Raw genomic sequence first — 19,796 nt, 5'->3', positions numbered from 1 at the left:
CCAGCCCCCACCGGCCCGCAGGATCGTCACCGCGCTTCCAGCGGAGCGCTCAGCGGCTTTCGTCCAGCCACAGCAAGGGTGCCGGGGACTGGCTCGGGTCCTGTTCCTGACGACCGTACGGCCCCTGCGGCTCGGCGGAGTCCTGGAGCCACAGAGTGACACCGCCCCCGACGGCCACGGCCACCGCCCACGTCACGACGACCCGGCGCCGTAGCCGACGGCGTCGGCCACCCGCTCCCGTCACTCCCACACCTCCACGTCCACCACGGCGTCCACCGGGATGGGCCCGTACACGTGCGGGAACTCCTCGCCGCCGGGCTCCGGCGCCTCGTACTTCACCGGGACGCCGAGCCGGGCGGGATCCACGACCAGGACCACCAGGTCGTCGGGGGCATCGGGGGAGCCGTAGAGGCAGTTCGCCGCGGGCGGCAGCTGGGCGCGGGTCGAGCAGTGGATGAAGCCCTCCTCGGCGAGGGTGCGGCCGCGGGTCGACATCTCGTACGTGCCCGCTTCGCGGGCCGCGTCCCACAGCCGACGTTCGGTGATGTGCAGGATGTACGGGTGTTCGGGCATGGGGTCACGCTAGCGCCTGAGCCGGGCCGCCCGCGTCCGCAAATAGCGTCGTTCCGGGAGACTCAGGGTGCGTGCCGCGGCGGACTCGTAGGCGGCGCGGGCGGCTTTGGGTCGGCCCGCGCGTTCCAGGAGGTGGCCGCGGACCGCGTCCAGGCGGTGGCCGGTACTCAACTCTGCTTCCAGGGCGTCCAGTTCCGCGAGTCCGGCCTCCGGGCCGTGGACCATGGCGACGGCCACGGCCCGGTTGAGGCGTTCGACGGGGCCGGGGACGAGGCGGACGAGGACGTCGTAGAGGCCGAGGATCTCCCGCCAGTCGGTCGCCTCCGGCGAGGGTGCCTCGTCGTGCACGGCGGCGATGGCGGCGCGCAGTCGGTAGGGGCCCGCGCGGCTCTGTGCGAGCGCGTGGGTGACCAGGGCGACGCCCTCCTCGATCGCGGCCCTGTCCCAGCGGTCGCGGTCCTGTTCGTCGAGGGGGATGAGCTCGCCGTGCGGGCCGGTGCGCGCGTCGCGGCGGGCGTCGGTGAGCAGCATCAGGGCGAGCAGGCCGGCCACCTCGCCGTCGTCGGGAAGCAGCCGGTGGACGGCGCGGGTCAGCCGGACGGCCTCGGCGGCCAGGTCGCGCCGCTGGAGGCTCGCACCCGATGTCGCCGTATAGCCCTCGTTGAAGATGAGGTAGAGGGTGTGCAGGACGGCGGGCAGGCGGTCCGCCCAGTTGTCCGGGCGCCCGAAGCGCACGCCCTGCACCGTCTGCTTGGCCCGGCTGATGCGCTGCGCCATCGTCGCCTCGGGGACCAGGTACGCGCGGGCGATCTCCGCGGTCGTCAGACCGCCGACCGCGCGCAGGGTGAGCGCGATCCGGGCGGGCGAGGTCAGGTCGGTATGGCAGCACAGGAAGAGGAGGGTGAGGGTGTCGTCCTCGCTCGGGCCCGGGTCCGTGGAGACGGACGCGTCCCGCGGGGTGAGCGCGGCCAGCCTCTCCTCGCGCGCCCGCCGGGCCTCCTCGCTGCGCAACGCGTCGGTCAGCCGTCGCGAAGCAACCTTGATCAGCCAGCCTCGCGGGTTGTCGGGCACCCCCCTCTGCGGCCACTGCCCCGCCGCCGCGAGCAGTGCCTCCTGTACGGCGTCCTCGGCGGCGTCGAAGTGTCCGTACCGCCTGACCAGCGCGCCGAGGACCTGCGGCGCGTGCAGGCGCAGCAGGTCCTCGATCTCGGTCGGCCGGCGCATCGGGGGTGTCAATCGGTGGGGCAGATGTCCCCGGCGCCGTCGAGGATGGGCCTGATCACCACCGGGTGGTCCGCGGCGCCTGCGGGCTGGGGGCAGCGGGCGACGCGCTCGGCGATCTCCGTGACCCGTTCCAGGCTCGCGCACTCCAGGACCCAGTACCCGGCGAGGAGCTCCTTGGTCTCGCCGTACGGTCCGTCGGTGATCTCGGCCTTGCCGTCCGCGCCGCGCGCGACCAGCCGGGTCCGGGCGGGCTCGGCCAGTCCCTGCCCGTCGATCAGCTCGCCGGTCTCGGCCAGGTCGTCGTTGATCGCGCCCATGTAGGCATACATGGCCTGCAGCTCCTGCTCGCTCCACGCCGGGGAGTGCGCGGACGCCTTGCCGCGCATCCCCTCGTAGTCCGCCTGCGTGCCCTGCACCATCACCAGGTACTTCATGACTCCGCTCCTTCGGCTCGCGCCGCCCGGGTGGGCGGCTCTCACCGGGGACGTCGGAGCCGGGCCGGGATTCTCTACAGGGGTTCGGGATTCCTTGGCCGACAGGTTCCAGGTTCAGGATTCTTTGGCAGAGGTCGTGCCGGATTCTTCTTCGGCAGGGGTGGTGCCGGATCCTTCTTCGGCGGGGGTGGTGCCGGGTTCTTCCTTGGCAGGGGTGGTGCCGGGTCCCTTGACCGGCACGGCTCCGGCGTCCCCGGCGTGCGCCTCGCACTCGGGATTCCGGCACGGGCCAGGACCCCACACCGGAACCCACGCGCCCAGCGTCTTGTGCCGCCGGACGACCGTCGCGACGGGCTGTCCACAGACGGCACAGACGTGTTCGTCTCTGTCCATGCCCTCAGGGTAGGGCGGCCGCGGGCTCAGCGCTTCCTCCCGGACGCGCGCTCAGCGCTTCCTCCCGGACGCAGCCTCAGCGCTTCCTGCCGTACGTCCGCACCAGCGCACCGTCGCCGAACGTGCGTACCTCGTCGAGGGTGAACTCCGTGACGTCGAAGCCGGAGCCGCACATCGGCATGCCCGTGCCATACGCGATCGGGTACGCCGTGATGACGATCTCGTCGATCTCGTCGAGCAGCTCGCCCGCGAGCCGGGAGCCGGCGCACAGGTAGATGCCGAACTTTCGCGAGCATGGGTGAGCGCTGGTGCTGGGGCGGGGTGTCGACGGTGAAGCAGCGGGCCCCGCACACCGTGGGGATGTGCGGGACCCGCGGGACCGGAGCCCCCGGTGGCAGTGCGGGGTCAGGAGCCGCACGGCCCGGTGGCTCCGGGGTTCTGGTCAGGCGCTCAGTCGCTGCGCCGAGTCACGTACTCGGCCAGCGCGAGCAGACCACCCGCCGCCTCCGGTTCCGGGATCGCGCGGGCCAGTTCGTACATCGCCCGGGACATCCGGTCGGCCGCCTGGCCCTGCGCCCAGTCCCGTCCGCCCGCCCGCTCCACGGCGAGCGCGGTACGCGCTATCTCTGCGGCGTCCTCCTTCTCGTACGGCACCTCGTACAGCGCGGCCAGTTCGGCGGCGGCCGGGGTGTTGGAGGCCAGCGCCGCGACCACCGGCAGGGACTTCTTGCGGGCCGCCAGGTCCGCACCGGCCGGTTTGCCGGTGCGGTGCGGGTCGCCCCAGATGCCGATCACGTCGTCGATGAGCTGGAAGGCGAGCCCGGCCTCACGGCCGAACGTGTCCAGCGCCTCGACGTCCTCGTCCGCCGCCCCCGCGTACAGCGCGCCGAGGGCGCAGGCGCAGCCCAGGAGCGCTCCCGTCTTGGCCTCGGCCATGGCGAGCACCTCGTCGAGGGTGACCTCGGCGGGGCCGCGCCGCTCCAGGGCCGTGTCCGCGTGCTGGCCGGCGCAGAGCTCGACCACACAGGCCGCGAGCCTGGCGGCAGCCGCCCTGGACGCCGGGTGCGGGTCCTCGGCGAGCAGCCCGAGGGCCAGCGCCTGCAGGGCGTCCCCGGCGAGGATGGCGTCGGCGTCGCCGAACACCGTCCAGGCGGTGGGCCGGTGCCGTCGGGTGGTGTCGCGGTCCATCACGTCGTCGTGCAGCAGCGTGAAGTTGTGGATCAGCTCCACCGCGGCGGCCGCCCGTACGGCCGTCGTCCGCGCGCCCGGTCCGCCGAGCGCGGCGGCCGCGGTGAGGACGAGCGCGGGGCGTATCGCCTTGCCCGCGTGGGCTGCCGCCGGTCTGCCGTCCGCGTGCTCCCAGCCGAAGTGGTAGAGCGCGATCCGGCGCATGGAGCCCGGCAGCGTGTCGAGGGCCGCACGCAGCTCGGGGTCGACCGAGGCCCGCGCACGCTCCAGGATCTCCGCCGCCTCGTGCCCGTCGGACGAGGCCGGCCGACTGTCCCTCGGAGCCGCGATGGGCGTCCGCCTTTCGAGCGTCTCGAAGGTCACCGCCAGCGGCCGATCTCGACGTTCTCCAGGACGCCGAGCGCGTCCGGCACCAGGACCGCGGCCGAGTAGTAGGCCGTCACCAGGTAGTTGATGATCGACTGCTCGTTGATGCCCATGAACCGCACCGACAGGCTCGGCTCGATCTCGTCCGGGATGCCGGCCTGCCGCAGGCCGACGACACCCTGCTCCTCCTGACCGAGACGCATCGCGATGATGGAGCTGGTCCGGGCCTCGGTGACCGGGATCTTGTTGCTCGGGTAGATCGGGACGCCGCGCCAGGTGGGGATGCGGTTGCCGCCGACGTCGATCGTCTCGGGGACGAGTCCGCGCTTGTTGAGCTCGCGGCCGAACGCGGAGATCGCGCGCGGGTGGGCGAGGAACAGTTTCGTACCGCGCCGCCTGCTGAGCAGCTCGTCCATGTCGTCAGGGCTGGGGACGCCGTCGTGCGGCTGGATCCGCTGGTCGTACTCGCAGTTGTGGAGCAGCCCGAACTGCCGGTTGTTGACGAGCTCGTGCTCCTGGCGTTCCTTCAACGCCTCGACCGTGAGCCTCAACTGCTGCTCGGTCTGGTTCATCGGCTGGTTGTAGAGATCGGCCACGCGCGTGTGGATGCGCAGCACGGTCTGGGCGATGCTCAGTTCGTACTCGCGCGGCCTGGCGTCGTAGTCGACGAAGGTGTGCGGGATCTCGGGCTCGCCGGAGTGGCCGGCCGCGAGGTCGACAGCCTTCTCGCCGTACTTGTTGGTCCGCTGCTCGGGGATCGCGCGCAGCCGCCCGATGTGCTCGCGCAGGGAATCGGCGCGCTCCGCGACCTGGTCGACGTCCTGGCGGGACAGGATCAGCACCGTGCAGCCGGTGTCCGCGCGAGCGGTGTACTCCCAGATGGCGTCCGGGTCGAGCAGCGCCGCGTCGCCGAAGTACGCCCCGTCGGCGAGCACCCCCAGCACGGCGTCGTCGCCGTAGGGGCCCGTGCCGACCTTCTCCACCCTGCCGTGCGCCAGCAGGTACACCTCGTCGGTCTGGCTGCCGAACGAGGCGATCAGCTCGCCCGGGGCGTACTCCCGCTGCCGGCACCGCTGGGCGAGCTCGGCGAGCACCTCCTCGTCCTCGTAGTCCCGCAGGACGGGCAGTTCGCCCAGCTCGGCGGGGATGACCTCGACCCGGTCGCCCGTCTTCACGAACGTGATCCGGCCGTCACCGACCGCGTAGGTCAGTCGCCGGTTCACCCGGTACGTACCGCCCTGCACGTCCACCCAGGGCAGCATGCGCAGCAGCCAGCGGGAGCTGATCTCCTGCATCTGGGGAGCGGACTTGGTCGTGGTGGCCAGGTTCCGCGCTGCGGCGGTGCCGAGGCTCTGCTGCGGCTTGCCCTGATCTGTGCGGACCTCTTCGCCTACCGACATTCTGAATTGCCCTCCCGGTCATGCAGCGGCGCCGATCGCACCGAGCACCGATCTCGCGGACCACCCTTCCATCACGGAGCGTGTCGGTGCTATTACCCGAACGAGCGGGAATGGATCACCGCCCGCTGGGCAGAGAGAGGGATTCCGTCCAGCCGCCCACCCCTCCCCCACCCCCGTCGCGCCGCGCCATCCCCGGCCACCCGCAGAGTCCGGAAGTTGTCCGAATCAGCTCGCTCACTGTGCGAACGGTGTAGCCCCCGCCCTCCGCTTTCGGTACAAGCACCATAACGGGATGACTGCACAGGGTAGTCGCATACGCGCAGTACGTAAGGAGGCGGTCATGGCCTCTCCCATGTCCGCGGACCGGTTCCTCGACAGTCTGCGAGCGGAGGGCCTCACGGTCGTCGAGGTCGGCGACTGGAGGCACCACAACCGCAACCACAAGGGCCCGTGGGGTCCGGTCCACGGCGTGATGATCCACCACACGGTCACCCGGGGCGGCGAGCGGACGGTCGACATCTGCCGTGATGGCTACACGGGGCTGCCGGGCCCCCTCTGTCACGGCGTCATCACCAAGGACGGCACCGTCCACCTGGTCGGCTACGGCCGCGCCAACCACGCGGGCCTCGGCGACGACGACGTGCTCCGCGCGGTGATCGCGGAGAAGGCCCTTCCACACGACAACGAGGCCGACACCGACGGCAACCGCCACTTCTACGGCTTCGAGTGCGAGAACCTCGGCGACGGCGAGGACCCCTGGCCCGACGTCCAGCTGGAGGCCGTCGAGAAGGCCGCGGCGGCGATCTGCCGACACCACGGGTGGTCCGAGCGGTCGGTGATCGGCCACCTGGAGTGGCAGCCGGGAAAGGTGGACCCGCGCGGGTTCACGATGGCGTCGATGAGGGCGCGGGTGCGGGAACGACTGAAGTGACCTGACCAGGTCAGGTGTCCGACAATGGGCGGGTGACCGGCTCCGACGTCCTCGCCTCCCTGCACCCCCGGCTGCCCTCGCCGCTGCAGGAGGTCAGGGACGCCCGGTTCACCCGGCACGGCATCCGGCTCCTCCTCAAACGCGACGACCTCATTCACCCGGAGCTGATCGGCAACAAGTGGCGCAAGCTGGCGCCGAACCTCGACGCGGCGGCGGGGCGCAGAATCGTCACCTTCGGGGGCGCGTACTCCAACCACCTGCGCGCCACCGCCGCCGCGGGCCGCATCCTCGGCCTCCCCACGACCGGCGTGGTCCGCGGCCAGGAGCTGGCCGACCGCCCCCTCAACCCCTCCCTGGCCCGCTGCGCGGCCGACGGCATGCGGCTGCACTTCGTCGACAGATCGACATATCGCCACAAAACCGACCCGGAGACCCTCGCGGCGATCCTGCGGGCGGCCGGCGCCGAGGACGCGTACGTCGTCCCCGAGGGCGGCAGCAACGCCGAAGCCGTCCGCGGCTGCATGTCCCTGGGCACCGAGCTGCGCGGCCACGCCGACGTGGTCGCCCTCGCCTGCGGCACCGGCGGCACCCTCGCCGGCCTGACCGCCGGCCTCGCCCCCACCCAGCGCACCCTGGGCATACCGGTTCTCAAGGGCGGCTTCCTGACCGCCGACATACAGGCACTCCAGAAGCAGGCCTTCGGCGGCCATCGCGGCGCCTGGTCCCTCGACGACCGCTTCCACTTCGGCGGCTACGCCCGCACCACCCCCGAACTCGACACCTTCGCCGAGGACTTCGAACAGCGCCACGGCCTGCCCGTCGAGCGTCTCTATGTCGCCAAGTTGCTGTACGGACTTGTCGCCCTCGCCGAGGAGGGCAGCCTCGCGCCGGGAAGCACCCTCGCAGCGGTGATCACCGGACGGCCGTAGCGGGCGTACTCACGCCGCCTCCCGATAAGCCGCCGCCTCCTCCAGGTCCAGCCTGCGCAACAGGGCCCGCAGCATCTCGTCGTCGATGTAGCGGCCGTCGCGCAGCTTCACGAAGACCTCGCGTTCGGCGCTGATCATTTCCCGGGAGAGGCGGCGATAGGTGTCGTCGACGGTCTCGCCGGTGACCGGGTTGACCTGGCCGAGCCGTTCCCAGACGGCGTTGCGGCGGCGTTCCAGCACCGTGCGGAGGCGGTCGGCGAGCGGGGGCGGGAGGGCGTTGCGCTCGTCGGAGAGGAGTTCCTCCAGGCGCCGCTCGGCGGCCCGGGAGGCCTGCGCCTGGGCGTTGGCCTCGGCGAGCGTGGCGGCCTGCGCATCGGGCTCGGGGAACTTCAGCAGACGGATCAGCGGGGGCAGGGTCAGGCCCTGCACCACCAGCGTGCCGATGACGGTGGTGAAGGTCAGGAAGAGGATCAGGTTGCGCTGCGGGAAGGGGGCGCCGCCGTGGTGCATGGTCAGCGGGATCGAGAAGGCGATGGCCAGGGAGACGACACCCCGCATGCCGGCCCAGGCGGTGACCATCGCCCCCTTCCAGGTGGGGTTCTCCTCCCGCTCGCGGATCCGCGCCGACAGCAGCCGCGGCAGGAAGGTCGCCGGATACACCCACACGAACCGGGTCGCGACGACCACCAGGAAGAGGGCGATCGCGTACCAGGCGGCGTCGACGCCCTCGTACTCCCCGAGCCCGCGCAGGACGACGGGCAGCTGCAGTCCGATCAGCGCGAACACCGCCGACTCCAGGACGAAGGCGACCATCTTCCACACCGCCTCCTCCTGGAGGCGGGTGGCGAAGTCGACCTCCCACGCGCGGTGCCCCAGGTAGAGCGCGACGACGACCACGGCGAGGACGCCGGAGGCGTGGAACTGCTCGGCGACCGCGTACGCGACGAACGGGATCAGCAGGGACAGCGTGTTCTGCAGGAGCGGTTCCTTCAGGTGGGTGCGCAGCCAGTGGATCGGCGCCATCAGGACCAGGCCGACCCCGACACCGCCGATCGCCGCGACCAGGAACTCGCCGACGCCGCCGGCCCAGGTGGCACCCTCGCCCACCGCGGCCGCGAGGGCCACCTTGTAGGCAGTGATGGCGGTGGCGTCGTTCAGGAGGGACTCGCCCTGGAGGATCGTGGTGATCCGGGAGGGGAGTCCGACCCGGCGGGCCACCGCCGTGGCCGCGACCGCGTCCGGAGGCGCCACCACCGCGCCCAGCACCAGCGCCGCGGTCAGCGGCATCCCCGGCACGATCTGGTACACGGCCCAGCCGACGACGAACGTCGCGAAGAGCACGTAGCCGACCGACAGCAGCGCCACCGGACGAAACTGCGCCCGCAGGTCGAGGTAGGAGCTGTCGGTGGCCGACGTGTACAGCAGCGGCGGCAGCAGGAGCGGTAGTACGACGTCGGGGTCGAGGGTGTAGTCCGGGACCCCTGGGAGGTACGACACCACCAGGCCGACCGCTACCAGCAGCAGCGGTGCCGGCATCGGGGTGCGCCTGGCGGCAGCCGCGATCGCCGCGCTTCCCGCCACCAGCAGCAGCAGTGGCATCACGTCCATGGTCCTCGCCCGCCCTCGATTTCCGCGCGGTCTTCCGCACGACCGTCGTAATCTGGCAATCATGAAACAGTGCACGCACTCCGACGCGCTGCCGCACCCGGAACCCGAGCCGCTCAGCGACACGTGCCCCGAGTGTCTGGCGGCCGGTACGCACCCGGTGCAACTGCGCTTGTGCCTGACTTGCGGCCACGTCGGCTGCTGCGACTCATCGCCGGGACGGCATGCGACGGAGCACCACAATGACTCCGGCCACCCCGTGATGCGGACCTTCGAGCCGGGTGAGGAATGGCGTTGGTGCTTCGTGGATCACGTCCTCGTGTGACCCTGGAGGGACACGCACTCGACCGTCCGACGGGTACGGTTCGACCGTCTGACGTCTGGGTACGTCAACCCGGCGCGCGCTCTTCCCATTTGGGCCCGCAGAACCCCTAGCCACGGAGTGTATCCGTAGGTTTACTATGAGTGACAGCAAGGGGTTGGGGTCCTGGGGACAGCAAAGTCGAGAGCGCGATAGCGTCACCGCTGCACCACACTTCGCGTTACCCCGGGGGGCGACCCTCGGCCCCGAAAAGCTTGTACCACCTTGGAGGTGAGGGTGTCCCAGATCGCAGGCGAGCCCGCGACCCAGGACTTCGTGGAAGTCCGGCTGCCGGCTGCGGGTGCCTACCTGTCGGTGCTGCGGACGGCCACGGCCGGCCTCGCGGCCCGTTTGGACTTCACCCTGGACGAGATCGAGGACCTGCGCATCGCGGTGGACGAAGCGTGCGCGATCCTGCTCCAGCAGGCCGTGCCGGGCTCCGTACTCAGTTGTGTCTTCCGCCTCGTCGACGACTCGCTCGAGGTCACCGTCTCCGCCCCGACGACGGACGGTCACGCTCCGTCACGGGACACCTTCGCCTGGACCGTGCTGTCCGCCCTGGCGGGCAAGGTCTCCTCCGCCGTGGACGAGGACAAGACCGTGTCGATCAGCCTCTACAAACAGCGCGGCGCGGGACCCGGGCCGGCGTGAGGAACGGGGACGGGCCGGTGCGGGACGAAGAGCGCGGCACACGGGAGCTGCCGGCCGAGAGCACTGCTTCGGACGATTCCCGACGCATGGCGGACGGCATCGACGGCATCCCCGAGCAGGCCCGGCCGCATCCGGAGGACGACTCCTCCGAGGCCGTGTTCCTGGACGACGACGGGCAGCGGAATCGGGAAGGTGCCGTGCAGAGCGCGCCTCGGGAGCGGCGGACCGGGGTCTCCCCCGTCCGGGCCGAGGCGACGGCTCGGGGAAGGGCAACGGGCGGGACGATGAGCGAGCACGAGCGAGACGAGAAGCCGGACGCGCAGAGCGCGCCACAGGCCACGCGGCACGATCCACAGGACCGCAGCGGCGCGCGGGCCCTGTTCGTCGAGCTGCGCAAGCTCAAGGAGGGCAGCGCCGAGTACGCGGAGCTGCGCAACCAGCTGGTCCGGATGCACCTGCCGCTCGTCGAACACCTCGCGCGGCGTTTCCGCAACCGCGGAGAGCCGTTGGACGATCTCACCCAGGTCGCCACCATCGGCCTGATCAAGTCGGTCGACCGCTTCGACCCGGACCGCGGCGTCGAGTTCTCGACGTACGCGACCCCTACGGTCGTCGGTGAGATCAAGCGGCACTTCCGCGACAAGGGCTGGGCGGTGCGCGTGCCGCGTCGGCTCCAGGAGCTGCGCCTCGCCCTCACCACGGCGACCGCGGAGCTCTCGCAGCAGCACGGCCGCTCCCCCACGGTCCACGAGCTCGCCGAGAAGCTGGCCATCTCGGAGGAGGAGGTCCTTGAGGGCCTGGAGTCCGCCAACGCCTACTCCACGCTGTCCCTGGACGTCCCCGACACCGACGACGAGTCCCCGGCCGTCGCCGACACCCTCGGCGCGGAGGACGAGGCGCTGGAGGGCGTGGAGTACCGGGAGTCACTCAAGCCGCTCCTGGAGGACCTCCCGCCGCGCGAGAAGCGGATCCTGCTGCTGCGTTTCTTCGGCAACATGACCCAGTCGCAGATCGCGCAGGAGGTCGGCATCTCCCAGATGCACGTGTCCCGGCTGCTGGCGCGCACGCTCGCGCAGCTGCGGGAGAAGCTGCTCGTGGAGGAGTAGCGGGCACTGATGAGTAGCGGCACTGAGGAGTAACGGCTACTTCTGTGCGTCCTGCTTCTCCACGTTTCCGGGCCCCCGGATCCCGAGGGCCCGGGTCGTCTCCGCGTTGACGAGCAGGACGAGCGCGGTGACGGCCACCACCGCCAACGCGATACCAGCCGGAATCACCGCGCTGTCGGCCTGCAGCAGGTTGTACGCCACCGGCAGCGCCATGATCTGCGTGACGACGGCCGGGCCCCGGCTCCAGCCGCGCCGGCCGAGCAGCCCGCGCGCGGCGAGCAACGGCAGCAGCGCGAGCACGATCAGCGTCACTCCGCCGGTCACGGCCTGCTGACGGTCGTCCGGGTCGCCCGTGAGGCCGAGGACGAGCATCCACCCGCCCCCGACGAGCAGCGCGAGCCCTTCCAGGGCGGCGAGCGCGGCGGCGTACGTCAGGCGCCGCGGGCGGGGGCCGACGGCCTCCGGGGCGGCGGGGGTCTCGGAACTGGCGGGGGTCTCACTGCTCACCCGAGAAGGGTAGCCCTCGCGCCCCACGCGCCCGTGTCGAGCCTCACGCCCCGATCTCTTACCCGATCCCTACCTCGGTCTGGGCCGAGTACCACCCAGTAGGTACGCTGCAACCCATGCGTGCACTTCTCGTGGTCAATCCGGCGGCAACCACCACAAGCGCACGTACGCGCGATGTGCTGATCCACGCGCTCGCGAGCGAGATGAAGCTCGAAGCGGTCACCACCGAGTACCGCGGCCACGCGCGCGACCTCGGCCGGCAGGCGACGGAGAGCAAGGACATAGATCTGGTCGTGGCCCTCGGCGGCGACGGCACGGTCAACGAGGTCGTCAACGGCCTGCTGCACGCCGGCCCCGACCCGGACCGCCTGCCCGGCCTCGCCGTGGTCCCCGGCGGCTCCACGAACGTCTTCGCCCGCGCCCTGGGCCTGCCCAACGACGCCGTCGAGGCCACCGGCGCCCTGCTGGACGCCCTGCGCGAGGGCAGCGAGCGCACGGTCGGCCTGGGTCTGACCTCCGGCACGCCCGGCACCGAGGACGAGTCCGTCCCGTCCCGCTGGTTCACCTTCAACGCGGGGCTCGGCTTCGACGCGGGTGTCGTCGGCCGGGTCGAGCAGCAGCGCGAGCGCGGCAGGAAGTCGACGCACGCGTTGTACGTGCGTCAGGTCGTCCGGCAGTTCCTCGGTGAGCAGAACCGGCGGCAGGGCACGATCACGCTGGAGCAGTCCGGCGAGGACCCGGTCACCGATCTGGTGGTCGCCATAGTCTCGAACACGTCCCCCTGGACGTATCTCGGCAATCGCCCGATGTACACGTCGCCTAAGGCCTCGTTCGATAAAGGCCTCGACGTACTCGGTCTCAGCCGTCTGTCCACGGCCGCGGTTGCCCGGTATGGCACCCAGTTGCTCACTTCGTCCCCGGAGCGGGGGCCCCACGGCAGGCACGCGACCTCGCTGCACGACGCGGACCAGTTCACCTTGCATTCGAAGGTGCCGCTGCCCCTCCAGATGGACGGCGACCACCTGGGACTGCGTACGAGTGTGACGTTCACAGGCGTACGCCGTGCACTGCGTGTGATTGTGTGAGCGGAACGGGCCAAAGTCCTTTCACTCGAACGTTTAGGCCAGGGTCCACCCCATGGAAGTACGGCTGTGACCTAGTCGACACCGAGGAATCAAAAAAAACTTTCCAGAAGGGGTTGTATCCGCCGTCGAGGTTTGCGAGTCTCTACATGGCGATCGGGACGGCCCGCAACACCAGCCTCCACAGATCACCGGAACCCCTCTTCAAACCACAGGACCACGCCAGCGAATCTGGCGGGTGGCCCTTCACTTGTTGAGGGATTCGTGAAAGCGTTCACATTCACAAGCAACTTGCACGTAATACCAAGGAGAGGTAGCAGCCATGGACTGGCGTCACAACGCCGTTTGCCGCGAGGAAGACCCCGAGCTCTTCTTCCCCATCGGCAACACCGGTCCTGCGCTGCTGCAGATCGAGGAAGCCAAGGCCGTCTGCCGTCGCTGCCCCGTTATGGATCAGTGTCTGCAGTGGGCGCTCGAGTCCGGCCAGGACTCCGGCGTCTGGGGTGGTCTCAGCGAGGACGAGCGTCGCGCGATGAAGCGCCGCGCCGCCCGCAACCGGGCTCGTCAGGCCTCCGCCTGACAACACCCACCCCGCTAACAGCCTGAGCTTGGCGGCGCGTACAGCGAGTACGCATCTCCCGCCCCCGAGCCGCAGCGCGCAGTACCCCCGATGCGCTTAGCAACAGAGCAGCAACGAGCTTTAGCCCCGGATCACCCAGTGATCCGGGGCTCAATGCTGTTCGGGGGTCTTCCGGCGCCGCGCCCACTTCGGCTACTTCTGCGCCCGTACCGGAATGTCCAGGATCACCTGCGTGCCGCGCTCCGGGGCCGGAACCATGTCGAAGGTTCCCCCCAACTCGCCCTCCACCAGCGTCCGTACGATCTGAAGGCCGAGATTGCCGGAGCGGTGCGGGTCGAAGCCCTCGGGCAGGCCGACGCCGTCGTCCTGGACGGTGACGAGCAGACGGGCATCCTTCGTCGTGCCGCCGCGGACCGCGGAGACCTCGACCGTGCCGGTTTCGCCCTCACGGAAGCCGTGTTCGAGGGCGTTCTGCAGGATCTCGGTCAGGACCATCGACAGCGGGGTGGCGACCTCCGCGTCCAGGATGCCGAAGCGGCCAGTGCGCCGGCCGGCAACCTTGCCCGGGGAGATCTCCGCGACCATCGCGAGGACGCGGTCGGCGATCTCGTCGAACTCCACCCGCTCGTCCAGGTTTTGAGACAGCGTCTCATGCACGATCGCGATCGAGCCGACCCGGCGCACGGCCTCCTCCAGCGCCTCACGGCCGCGCTCGGACTCGATCCGCCGGGCCTGGAGACGGAGCAGGGCGGCCACCGTCTGGAGGTTGTTCTTCACCCGGTGGTGGATCTCCCGGATGGTGGCGTCCTTGGTGATCAACTCGCGCTCGCGGCGACGCAGTTCGGTGACGTCACGCAGCAGGACCAGCGAACCGATGCGTGTGCCCTTGGGCTTGAGGGGGATCGCGCGGAACTGGATCACACCGTCGTGGGCCTCGATCTCGAACTCGCGCGGCGCCCAGCCGCTCGCGACCTTGGCCAGCGCCTCGTCCACCGGGCCCCGGGTCGGGGCGAGTTCGGCGGTGGTCTGGCCGAGGTGCTGGCCGACGAGGTCCGCGGCGAGGCCCATGCGATGGAAGGCCGACAGTGCGTTCGGGGACGCGTACTGCACGATGCCGTCCGCGTCGAGGCGGATCAGGCCGTCGCCGACGCGCGGCGAGGCGTCCATGTCGACCTGCTGGTTCGGGAACGGGAAGGAGCCCGCCGCGATCATCTGCGCCAGGTCCGAGGCGCTCTGCAGGTACGTGAGCTCCAGACGGCTCGGGGTGCGCACGGTGAGCAGGTTTGTATTGCGGGCGATCACGCCGAGGACGCGCCCGTCCCGCCGTACGGGGATCGACTCGACCCGGACCGGGACCTCCTCACGCCACTCCGGGTCGCCCTCGCGCACGATCCGGCCCTCGTCGAGGGCGACGTCCAGCATGGGGCGGCGGCCGCGCGGGACGAGGTGGCCGACCATGTCGTCCTGATAGGAGGTGGGGCCGGTGTTGGGCCGCATCTGGGCGACGGAGACGTACCGGGTGCCGTCGCGGGTGGGGACCCACAGGACCAGGTCGGCGAAGGAAAGGTCGGAGAGCAGCTGCCACTCCGAGACCAGCATGTGGAGCCACTCGAGGTCGGAGTCGTCGAGGGCCGTGTGCTGGCGTACGAGTTCGTTCATGGAGGGCACGTGTGCGAGCGTACCCGGCGGTTTGTGCGACCCCTAAAAACACCCGCGGGCCGCGGCGCCTGAGAGGGACCCTCAGCCCTCCCGGCACCGCAGCCCGGAGCAATATCGGCCGTGGGGTGTGCGGTCCCAGTCGGCCGAAGGATGAGGAGCCGGGGCAGTCAGGGCAGAGAGCACCGGGTCCTCGGTCCGCTCTCCTGTGCGGGGAAAGCGGAGGCTCGTTGTGTTGTCAACCTTCTCTACGCATTGTGGACTAGACCACTTGGTGTGTCCATGCGTCGGGGGGTGTTTGTTGTTGGGTTTTACGGTTGACGCATGGCAGCCTAGCCCGCCCGGGACACCCGCGGGGCCAGATGGTCACGACAATTTCCGCGAACGCTTCCGGTTCCTCCCGGCTCGCCCCGTCCCGCGCCTGTCGGGGCACGCCCTGCTTGCGGCGAGCGCGCAGCGACTCCTCCACCTCCGGGCTCGTGCAGTTGGTGGCCGCGTGGATGACGAGCCAGTCCGGGCGGGACCGGCCGAGGCGATTCTGTTAGATTGGTCTAAACCACATAGAGCAATCGCACCGACCTTTTCACCCCTCTTCGGCTCTCTCCAGAACGGCAGGCCCAGCGTGGAAGTTGTCATCGTTCCGGACGCCCGGTCGGGCGGCGAGCTCATCGCCGAGGCCATGGCGCAGCTCCTGCGGCGCAAGCCCGACGCGCTGCTGGGCGTGGCCACCGGCTCGACGCCGCTGCCCGTCTACCAGGCGCTGACGGGCAAGGTGCGCTCCGGCGCCGTGGACGCCTCGCGGGCGCGGATCGCCCAGCTCGACGAGTACGTGGGGCTGTCCGCCGACCATCCGGAGTCCTACCGCTCGGTACTGCGCCGCGAGGTGCTGGAGCCGCTCGGGATCGGGATGGACGCGTTCCTGGGGCCCGACGGCACGGCCGAGGACGTACAGGGGGCGTGCCAGGCCTACGACCGGGCGCTGGCCGAGGCCGGCGGTGTGGACCTCCAGCTGCTGGGGATCGGGACCGACGGGCACATCGGGTTCAACGAGCCCTGCTCCTCGCTCGCCTCGCGCACCCGGATCAAGACGCTGACGGAGCAGACCCGCGTGGACAACGCGCGCTTCTTCGACGGCGACATCGAGCAGGTGCCGCACCACGTCATCACCCAGGGCATCGGCACGATCCTGGAGGCGCGGCACCTGGTGCTGCTCGCGACCGGTGAGGGCAAGGCGGACGCGGTCGCCGCGACCGTGGAAGGGCCGGTCGCGGCGGTGTGCCCGGCCTCGGCACTCCAGCTCCACCCGCACGCGACGGTCGTGGTCGACGAGGCCGCCGCGTCCAAGCTGAAACTCGCGGACTACTTCCGGCACACGTACGCCCACAAGCCGGAGTGGCAGGGGATCTGACCGGCGCCTCGGACGTGCCGAAATGCGTGAAGGCGCCGGGCTCCCCGAAAGGGGCCGGCGCCTTCGTCGCAGGTACCCGTGCCGTGCGGTCTACTGCCCCGCGATGATCTCCGCCGCCGCCCGGCCGCACACGCGGGCCGCGCCGTGGGTGGCGATGTGGAGGGCGCCGCGGGGCGGGGCCTGGGGGACGCCCATCTCGACCACGATCGTGTCGGGGCGGGCCGCCAGCACGGCGTCGAGGGCCGTCGCCATCCACGGGTGGCGGTGCTCGTCGCGGACGACGGCGACGATCCGCCGCTCCCCCGCCGCCGCCAGCGCCACCCGCCCCGCGTCCTCGCCCGCGAAGCTGCCCGTCTCCGTGCCCGGCAGCAGGCGGGCCAGTTCGGCGGCCACGCCCCAGGGGGTCTCATCGCCGACGGCGATGTTCGCGACCGGGGAGAAGGCGGCGACGTACGGGGGTTCGGCGGGCGGCTCGTACGGCTGTGCGTTCGTCACCGTGAGCGCGCGTCGGGCGGCGACGAGCCCCACGTCGGCGCGGACCTCGCGCGCCTCCGCTGGAGCCGCCGCCGTCGTCCAGCGGGCCAGCGCGCGCACCCGTTCCGCCGCGTCCGCCAGCCGTTCCTCGGCGAGTTCGCCCGAGCGCACGGCCGTGACGAGGGCGTCGCGCAGGCGTCGTACGGTCTCGTCGTCGGCCAGGCCGCCGCCCACGCAGATCGCGTCGGCGCCGGCCGCGACGGCGAGGACGCTGCCGCGCTCGATGCCGTAGGTGGCGGCGATCGCCCGCATCTCCATGCCGTCGGTGACGATCAGGCCGTCGTAGCCGAGTTCGCCGCGCAGCAGGCCGGTGAGGATGCGGTGGGACAACGTTGCCGGGTGGTCGGGGTCCAGGGCGGGGACCAGGATGTGCGCGCTCATGACCGCCCGGGTGCCGGCGGCGATGGCCGCGCGGAACGGGGCCAGTTCGCGCTCCGCCAGCACCGCGGCGTCCGCGTCGATGCGGGGCACGGCGTGGTGGGAGTCGACGGCCGTGTCGCCGTGGCCCGGGAAGTGCTTGGTGCAGGCGGCGACGCCCGCGGCCTGGAGGCCGGTGACGTAGGCGGCGGCGTGCCGGGCGGCCAGGGCGGTGTCGGCGCCGAAGGAACGGACACCGATGACCGGGTTGGCGGGGTTGGAGTTGATGTCCGCGGAGGGCGCCCAGTTCAGGTTGACGCCACACCCCGCGAGCCGTCGTCCCAGCTCGAAGGCCACCTCCTGGGTCAGCTCGGTGTCGTCCACCGCGCCGAGCGCGTGGTTGCCGGGGAAGCTGGAACCCGTCCGCACCTCCAGGCGCGTGACGTCGCCGCCCTCCTCGTCGATCGCGACCAGCACGTCGTTCCGCTCGGCGCGCAACTGCGCGGTCAGGGCGGCCAGTTGCTCCGGCGAGGCGATGTTGCGGCCGAACAGGCCGACGGAGGCCAGGCCCTCACCGAGGCGCCGCAGCAGCCAGTCGGGGGCCGTGGTGCCGGGGAAGCCGGGCTGGAGGACCGTCAGGGCGTCACGGGTGAGCGTGTCGGTGCCGCTGGCGAATGTCGTCATCGGATGGCGTTATCCCTTCACGGCGCCGGCGGTCAGGCCGCTGACGGCCCTGCGCTGCAGGAAGACGAAGAGGATCAGGATCGGGATGGCGAAGAGCGAGGACGCCGCCATGGTCGCTCCCCAGTCGTCGCCGAAGGCGGTCTGGAAGCGGGACAGCCACAGCGGAAGCGTCTGGGACTCGGCCTCCTTGTTGAGGACCAGGACGAGCGGGAACTCGTTCCAGGCGGTGATGAAGCCGAACAGCGAGGTGGACATGAGGCCGGGGGCGAGCAGCGGCAGGATGACCCGGCGGAACGCCTGGCCGCGTGTGCAGCCGTCGACCAACGCCGCCTCCTCCAGCTCCCTGGGCACGGCGGCGACGAAGCCGCGCAGCGTGAGGATGGTGAAGGGCAGGATCATCATCATGTAGAAGGCAGTCAGCGGGACCAGGCTGTTCAGCATCGACGAGTCACGCACGATCATGTACACCGCGATGACCATGACTTCCCAGGGTGCCATCTGGGCCAGCATGAGGCCGACGACGAAGCCGCGCCGTCCCCGGAACCGCATCCGCGCCAGCGCGAAGGACCCGGCGAGCGCTGTCACCAGCGCGAAGACGACCGCGAGGACCGTGACGATCAGCGAGTTGCCGACATACGTCCAGAAGTGGTCGACGCCGGTCGCCGTCTTGAAGTGCTCGAAGGTGATGTCGGTCGGGAACCAGACCGGGTCGTCCGCGATGATGTCGCCGGTCGGCTTGAAGGCGGTGGCGAACATCCAGTACACGGGGAAGACGAAGCCGACGAACAGGACGGCGGCCGTGACGTTGGGCCACAGACGGCCGAAGAGCGAGCGCTTCACAGCTCGTCCTCCTCTTGCTTGAGCACGATCCGCAGGTAGTAGGCCGTGAGGCCGAGCAGGATCAGGATGGTCAGCACGGCGATCGCCGCGCCCATGCCGTAGTGCTGGTTGCCGACGCCCTCGATGTAGGCGTAGACGGGCAGGGTCTCGGTGAGCCGGTCCGGGCCGCCGCCGTTGATGGCGAAGACCTGCACGAACGCCTTGAAGATCCAGATGATCTCCAGGAACGTGGTCGCGTAGAGGAAGGGCCGCAGGAACGGCAGCGTGACCGTGGTGAAGCTCCTCCACACGCCGGCGCCGTCGAGGGCCGCTGCCTCGTACAGCTCACCGGGGATGGTGGTGGTGGCCGCGTACAGGTTGATCGCGACGAACGGGATCGACTGCCAGACGATCAGGAGGGTGACGACGAAGAACGTCGACAGCTGGCTGCTGGTCCAGCTGTAGTCGGCCATGGAGTGCCACCCGAGCTTGTCCAGCACCCAGTTGACGACCCCGAAGCGCTGGGCGAACAGCCACTGGTAGACGGTGGTCGCGGCGACCACGGGCATCGCCCAGGCCAGCACCAGGCCGACCATCAGGGTCACCCGCATGCGCCTGCCGAGGCGGGCGAGCAGCAGGCCGACCAGGGTGCCCAGGAGCATGACCAGGACGACGTTGACGGCCGTGAACAGCAGCGAACGGAGGGTGACCCGCCAGAAGTCCTCGCCGGTGAGGGCCTCTTTGTAGTTGCCGATGCCGTTCCACTCGGTGACATGCTGGATCAGCTGCCCCATGTTGAGGTTCTGGAACGACAGCAGCAGGTCCTTCAGCAGCGGCCAGCCGAGCAGCAGCACGGTGGCCGCGCAGGCCGGCAGCAGCAGGAGGTACGGGGCGAGCGCGCCGGTGCGCGACGCGGCTCGCGGTGGTGGCCTGCCGGGTCCTCCGTCGTCCGACTTGCGGACGTCCGCCGGACCGGAGGGCGGCCGTTCGGTCTGCACGGTCATGCTC

General features: G+C 70.8%; 21 protein-coding genes and 2 pseudogenes. 8 read left to right on the top strand and 15 right to left on the bottom strand.

Annotation, left to right across the window (positions count from 1 at the left end):
• Window positions 1-49 precede the first annotated feature (49 nt).
• The 8 genes and pseudogenes from ABT114_RS22595 to ABT114_RS22560 all read right to left on the bottom strand — a co-directional run bounded on the left by ABT114_RS22595 (window position 50) and on the right by ABT114_RS22560 (window position 5,578).
• Window positions 50-244 (bottom strand): hypothetical protein, encoded by a 195-nt coding sequence (locus tag ABT114_RS22595; RefSeq protein ID WP_351144625.1) that lies wholly within the window; start codon window positions 242-244, stop codon window positions 50-52.
• The gene (locus tag ABT114_RS22590) at window positions 241-573 is read right to left on the bottom strand and encodes a DUF952 domain-containing protein (protein WP_351144624.1); all 333 of its coding nucleotides are present in this window, start codon (window positions 571-573) and stop codon (window positions 241-243) included. The genes ABT114_RS22595 and ABT114_RS22590 overlap by 4 nt, the downstream gene beginning before the upstream one ends.
• Window positions 574-582: 9 nt before the next feature.
• The gene (locus ABT114_RS22585) at window positions 583-1,797 is read right to left on the bottom strand and encodes an RNA polymerase sigma factor (RefSeq protein ID WP_351144623.1); all 1,215 of its coding nucleotides are present in this window, start codon (window positions 1,795-1,797) and stop codon (window positions 583-585) included.
• Window positions 1,798-1,805: 8 nt separating this feature from the next.
• Entirely contained in the window at window positions 1,806-2,231 is a 426-nt protein-coding gene (locus tag ABT114_RS22580; protein ID WP_351144622.1) for a YciI family protein, read from the bottom strand.
• A gap of 114 nt (window positions 2,232-2,345) precedes the next feature.
• Complete coding sequence (locus ABT114_RS22575) at window positions 2,346-2,624, bottom strand: hypothetical protein (RefSeq protein ID WP_351144621.1); 279 nt, start codon at window positions 2,622-2,624, stop codon at window positions 2,346-2,348.
• 76 nt (window positions 2,625-2,700) lie between these two features.
• A pseudogene (locus ABT114_RS22570) lies at window positions 2,701-2,907 on the bottom strand (dihydrofolate reductase family protein); the annotation flags it as partial.
• Window positions 2,908-3,074: 167 nt separating this feature from the next.
• A complete protein-coding gene (locus ABT114_RS22565) occupies window positions 3,075-4,142 on the bottom strand; it encodes a family 2 encapsulin nanocompartment cargo protein polyprenyl transferase (protein ID WP_351144814.1) in 1,068 nt (355 codons plus the stop codon).
• Window positions 4,143-4,171: 29 nt separating this feature from the next.
• Complete coding sequence (locus tag ABT114_RS22560; RefSeq protein ID WP_351144620.1) at window positions 4,172-5,578, bottom strand: family 2B encapsulin nanocompartment shell protein; 1,407 nt, start codon at window positions 5,576-5,578, stop codon at window positions 4,172-4,174.
• A 340-nt stretch (window positions 5,579-5,918) separates the two neighbouring features.
• Between ABT114_RS22560 and ABT114_RS22555 the strand changes: the two genes are divergently transcribed.
• Together ABT114_RS22555 and ABT114_RS22550 are read left to right on the top strand one after the other, a co-directional pair.
• A complete protein-coding gene (locus tag ABT114_RS22555; RefSeq protein WP_351144619.1) occupies window positions 5,919-6,509 on the top strand; it encodes an N-acetylmuramoyl-L-alanine amidase in 591 nt (196 codons plus the stop codon).
• A gap of 32 nt (window positions 6,510-6,541) precedes the next feature.
• The gene (locus ABT114_RS22550) at window positions 6,542-7,438 is read left to right on the top strand and encodes a 1-aminocyclopropane-1-carboxylate deaminase/D-cysteine desulfhydrase (protein ID WP_351144618.1); all 897 of its coding nucleotides are present in this window, start codon (window positions 6,542-6,544) and stop codon (window positions 7,436-7,438) included.
• 9 nt (window positions 7,439-7,447) lie between these two features.
• Here ABT114_RS22550 and ABT114_RS22545 read toward each other — a convergent pair whose 3' ends face one another.
• A complete protein-coding gene (locus tag ABT114_RS22545) occupies window positions 7,448-9,046 on the bottom strand; it encodes a Na+/H+ antiporter (RefSeq protein WP_351144617.1) in 1,599 nt (532 codons plus the stop codon).
• Between the two features lie 61 nt (window positions 9,047-9,107).
• Between ABT114_RS22545 and ABT114_RS22540 the strand changes: the two genes are divergently transcribed.
• The 3 genes from ABT114_RS22540 to ABT114_RS22530 all read left to right on the top strand — a co-directional run bounded on the left by ABT114_RS22540 (window position 9,108) and on the right by ABT114_RS22530 (window position 11,161).
• Window positions 9,108-9,368, top strand: a complete 261-nt coding sequence (locus tag ABT114_RS22540) for a UBP-type zinc finger domain-containing protein (RefSeq protein ID WP_351144616.1) — start codon at window positions 9,108-9,110, stop codon at window positions 9,366-9,368.
• 273 nt (window positions 9,369-9,641) lie between these two features.
• Complete coding sequence (locus ABT114_RS22535) at window positions 9,642-10,055, top strand: ATP-binding protein (protein WP_004925829.1); 414 nt, start codon at window positions 9,642-9,644, stop codon at window positions 10,053-10,055.
• Window positions 10,052-11,161 carry an RNA polymerase sigma factor SigF gene (locus ABT114_RS22530; protein ID WP_351144615.1) on the top strand — a complete coding sequence of 370 codons (1,110 nt, stop codon included), beginning with the start codon at window positions 10,052-10,054 and terminating at the stop codon, window positions 11,159-11,161. The genes ABT114_RS22535 and ABT114_RS22530 overlap by 4 nt, the downstream gene beginning before the upstream one ends.
• A gap of 36 nt (window positions 11,162-11,197) precedes the next feature.
• Here ABT114_RS22530 and ABT114_RS22525 read toward each other — a convergent pair whose 3' ends face one another.
• The gene (locus ABT114_RS22525) at window positions 11,198-11,668 is read right to left on the bottom strand and encodes a hypothetical protein (RefSeq protein ID WP_351144614.1); all 471 of its coding nucleotides are present in this window, start codon (window positions 11,666-11,668) and stop codon (window positions 11,198-11,200) included.
• Between the two features lie 116 nt (window positions 11,669-11,784).
• Here ABT114_RS22525 and ABT114_RS22520 point away from each other — a divergent pair, with 116 nt between their 5' ends.
• Window positions 11,785-12,753 carry a diacylglycerol/lipid kinase family protein gene (locus ABT114_RS22520; RefSeq protein ID WP_351144613.1) on the top strand — a complete coding sequence of 323 codons (969 nt, stop codon included), beginning with the start codon at window positions 11,785-11,787 and terminating at the stop codon, window positions 12,751-12,753.
• A gap of 319 nt (window positions 12,754-13,072) precedes the next feature.
• On the top strand, window positions 13,073-13,330 hold the full coding sequence (locus ABT114_RS22515) for a WhiB family transcriptional regulator (RefSeq protein WP_006142322.1): 258 nt from the start codon (window positions 13,073-13,075) through the stop codon (window positions 13,328-13,330).
• 192 nt (window positions 13,331-13,522) lie between these two features.
• Here ABT114_RS22515 and ABT114_RS22510 read toward each other — a convergent pair whose 3' ends face one another.
• Entirely contained in the window at window positions 13,523-14,989 is a 1,467-nt protein-coding gene (locus ABT114_RS22510; protein ID WP_351144813.1) for a sensor histidine kinase, read from the bottom strand.
• Window positions 14,990-15,338: 349 nt separating this feature from the next.
• Window positions 15,339-15,494 (bottom strand): annotated as a pseudogene (locus tag ABT114_RS22505) (TetR/AcrR family transcriptional regulator); the annotation flags it as partial.
• Between the two features lie 114 nt (window positions 15,495-15,608).
• Between ABT114_RS22505 and nagB the strand changes: the two are divergent.
• Entirely contained in the window at window positions 15,609-16,394 is a 786-nt protein-coding gene (nagB, locus tag ABT114_RS22500) for a glucosamine-6-phosphate deaminase (RefSeq protein WP_351144612.1), read from the top strand.
• A gap of 90 nt (window positions 16,395-16,484) precedes the next feature.
• On the opposite strand, the gene ABT114_RS22495 is transcribed toward nagB, so the two are convergent.
• From ABT114_RS22495 to ABT114_RS22485, 3 genes are read right to left on the bottom strand one after another with little or no spacing between them, the layout of a single operon-like run.
• Window positions 16,485-17,969 (bottom strand): glycoside hydrolase family 3 protein, encoded by a 1,485-nt coding sequence (locus tag ABT114_RS22495; RefSeq protein ID WP_351144611.1) that lies wholly within the window; start codon window positions 17,967-17,969, stop codon window positions 16,485-16,487.
• A gap of 9 nt (window positions 17,970-17,978) precedes the next feature.
• Window positions 17,979-18,809, bottom strand: coding sequence for a carbohydrate ABC transporter permease (locus ABT114_RS22490; RefSeq protein ID WP_351144610.1), 831 nt, complete (start codon window positions 18,807-18,809; stop codon window positions 17,979-17,981).
• The gene (locus tag ABT114_RS22485; protein WP_351144609.1) at window positions 18,806-19,792 is read right to left on the bottom strand and encodes a carbohydrate ABC transporter permease; all 987 of its coding nucleotides are present in this window, start codon (window positions 19,790-19,792) and stop codon (window positions 18,806-18,808) included. Before ABT114_RS22485 ends, ABT114_RS22490 begins: the two co-directional genes overlap by 4 nt.
• Window positions 19,793-19,796 lie beyond the last annotated feature (4 nt).

Origin of the sequence: Streptomyces sp. NPDC002088 (assembly GCF_040296605.1) — a bacterium.
Lineage (GTDB): Bacteria > Actinomycetota > Actinomycetes > Streptomycetales > Streptomycetaceae > Streptomyces.
Note: the sequence above shows the minus strand (reverse complement) of the source record. Positions and strands in the feature narration are given on the sequence as shown.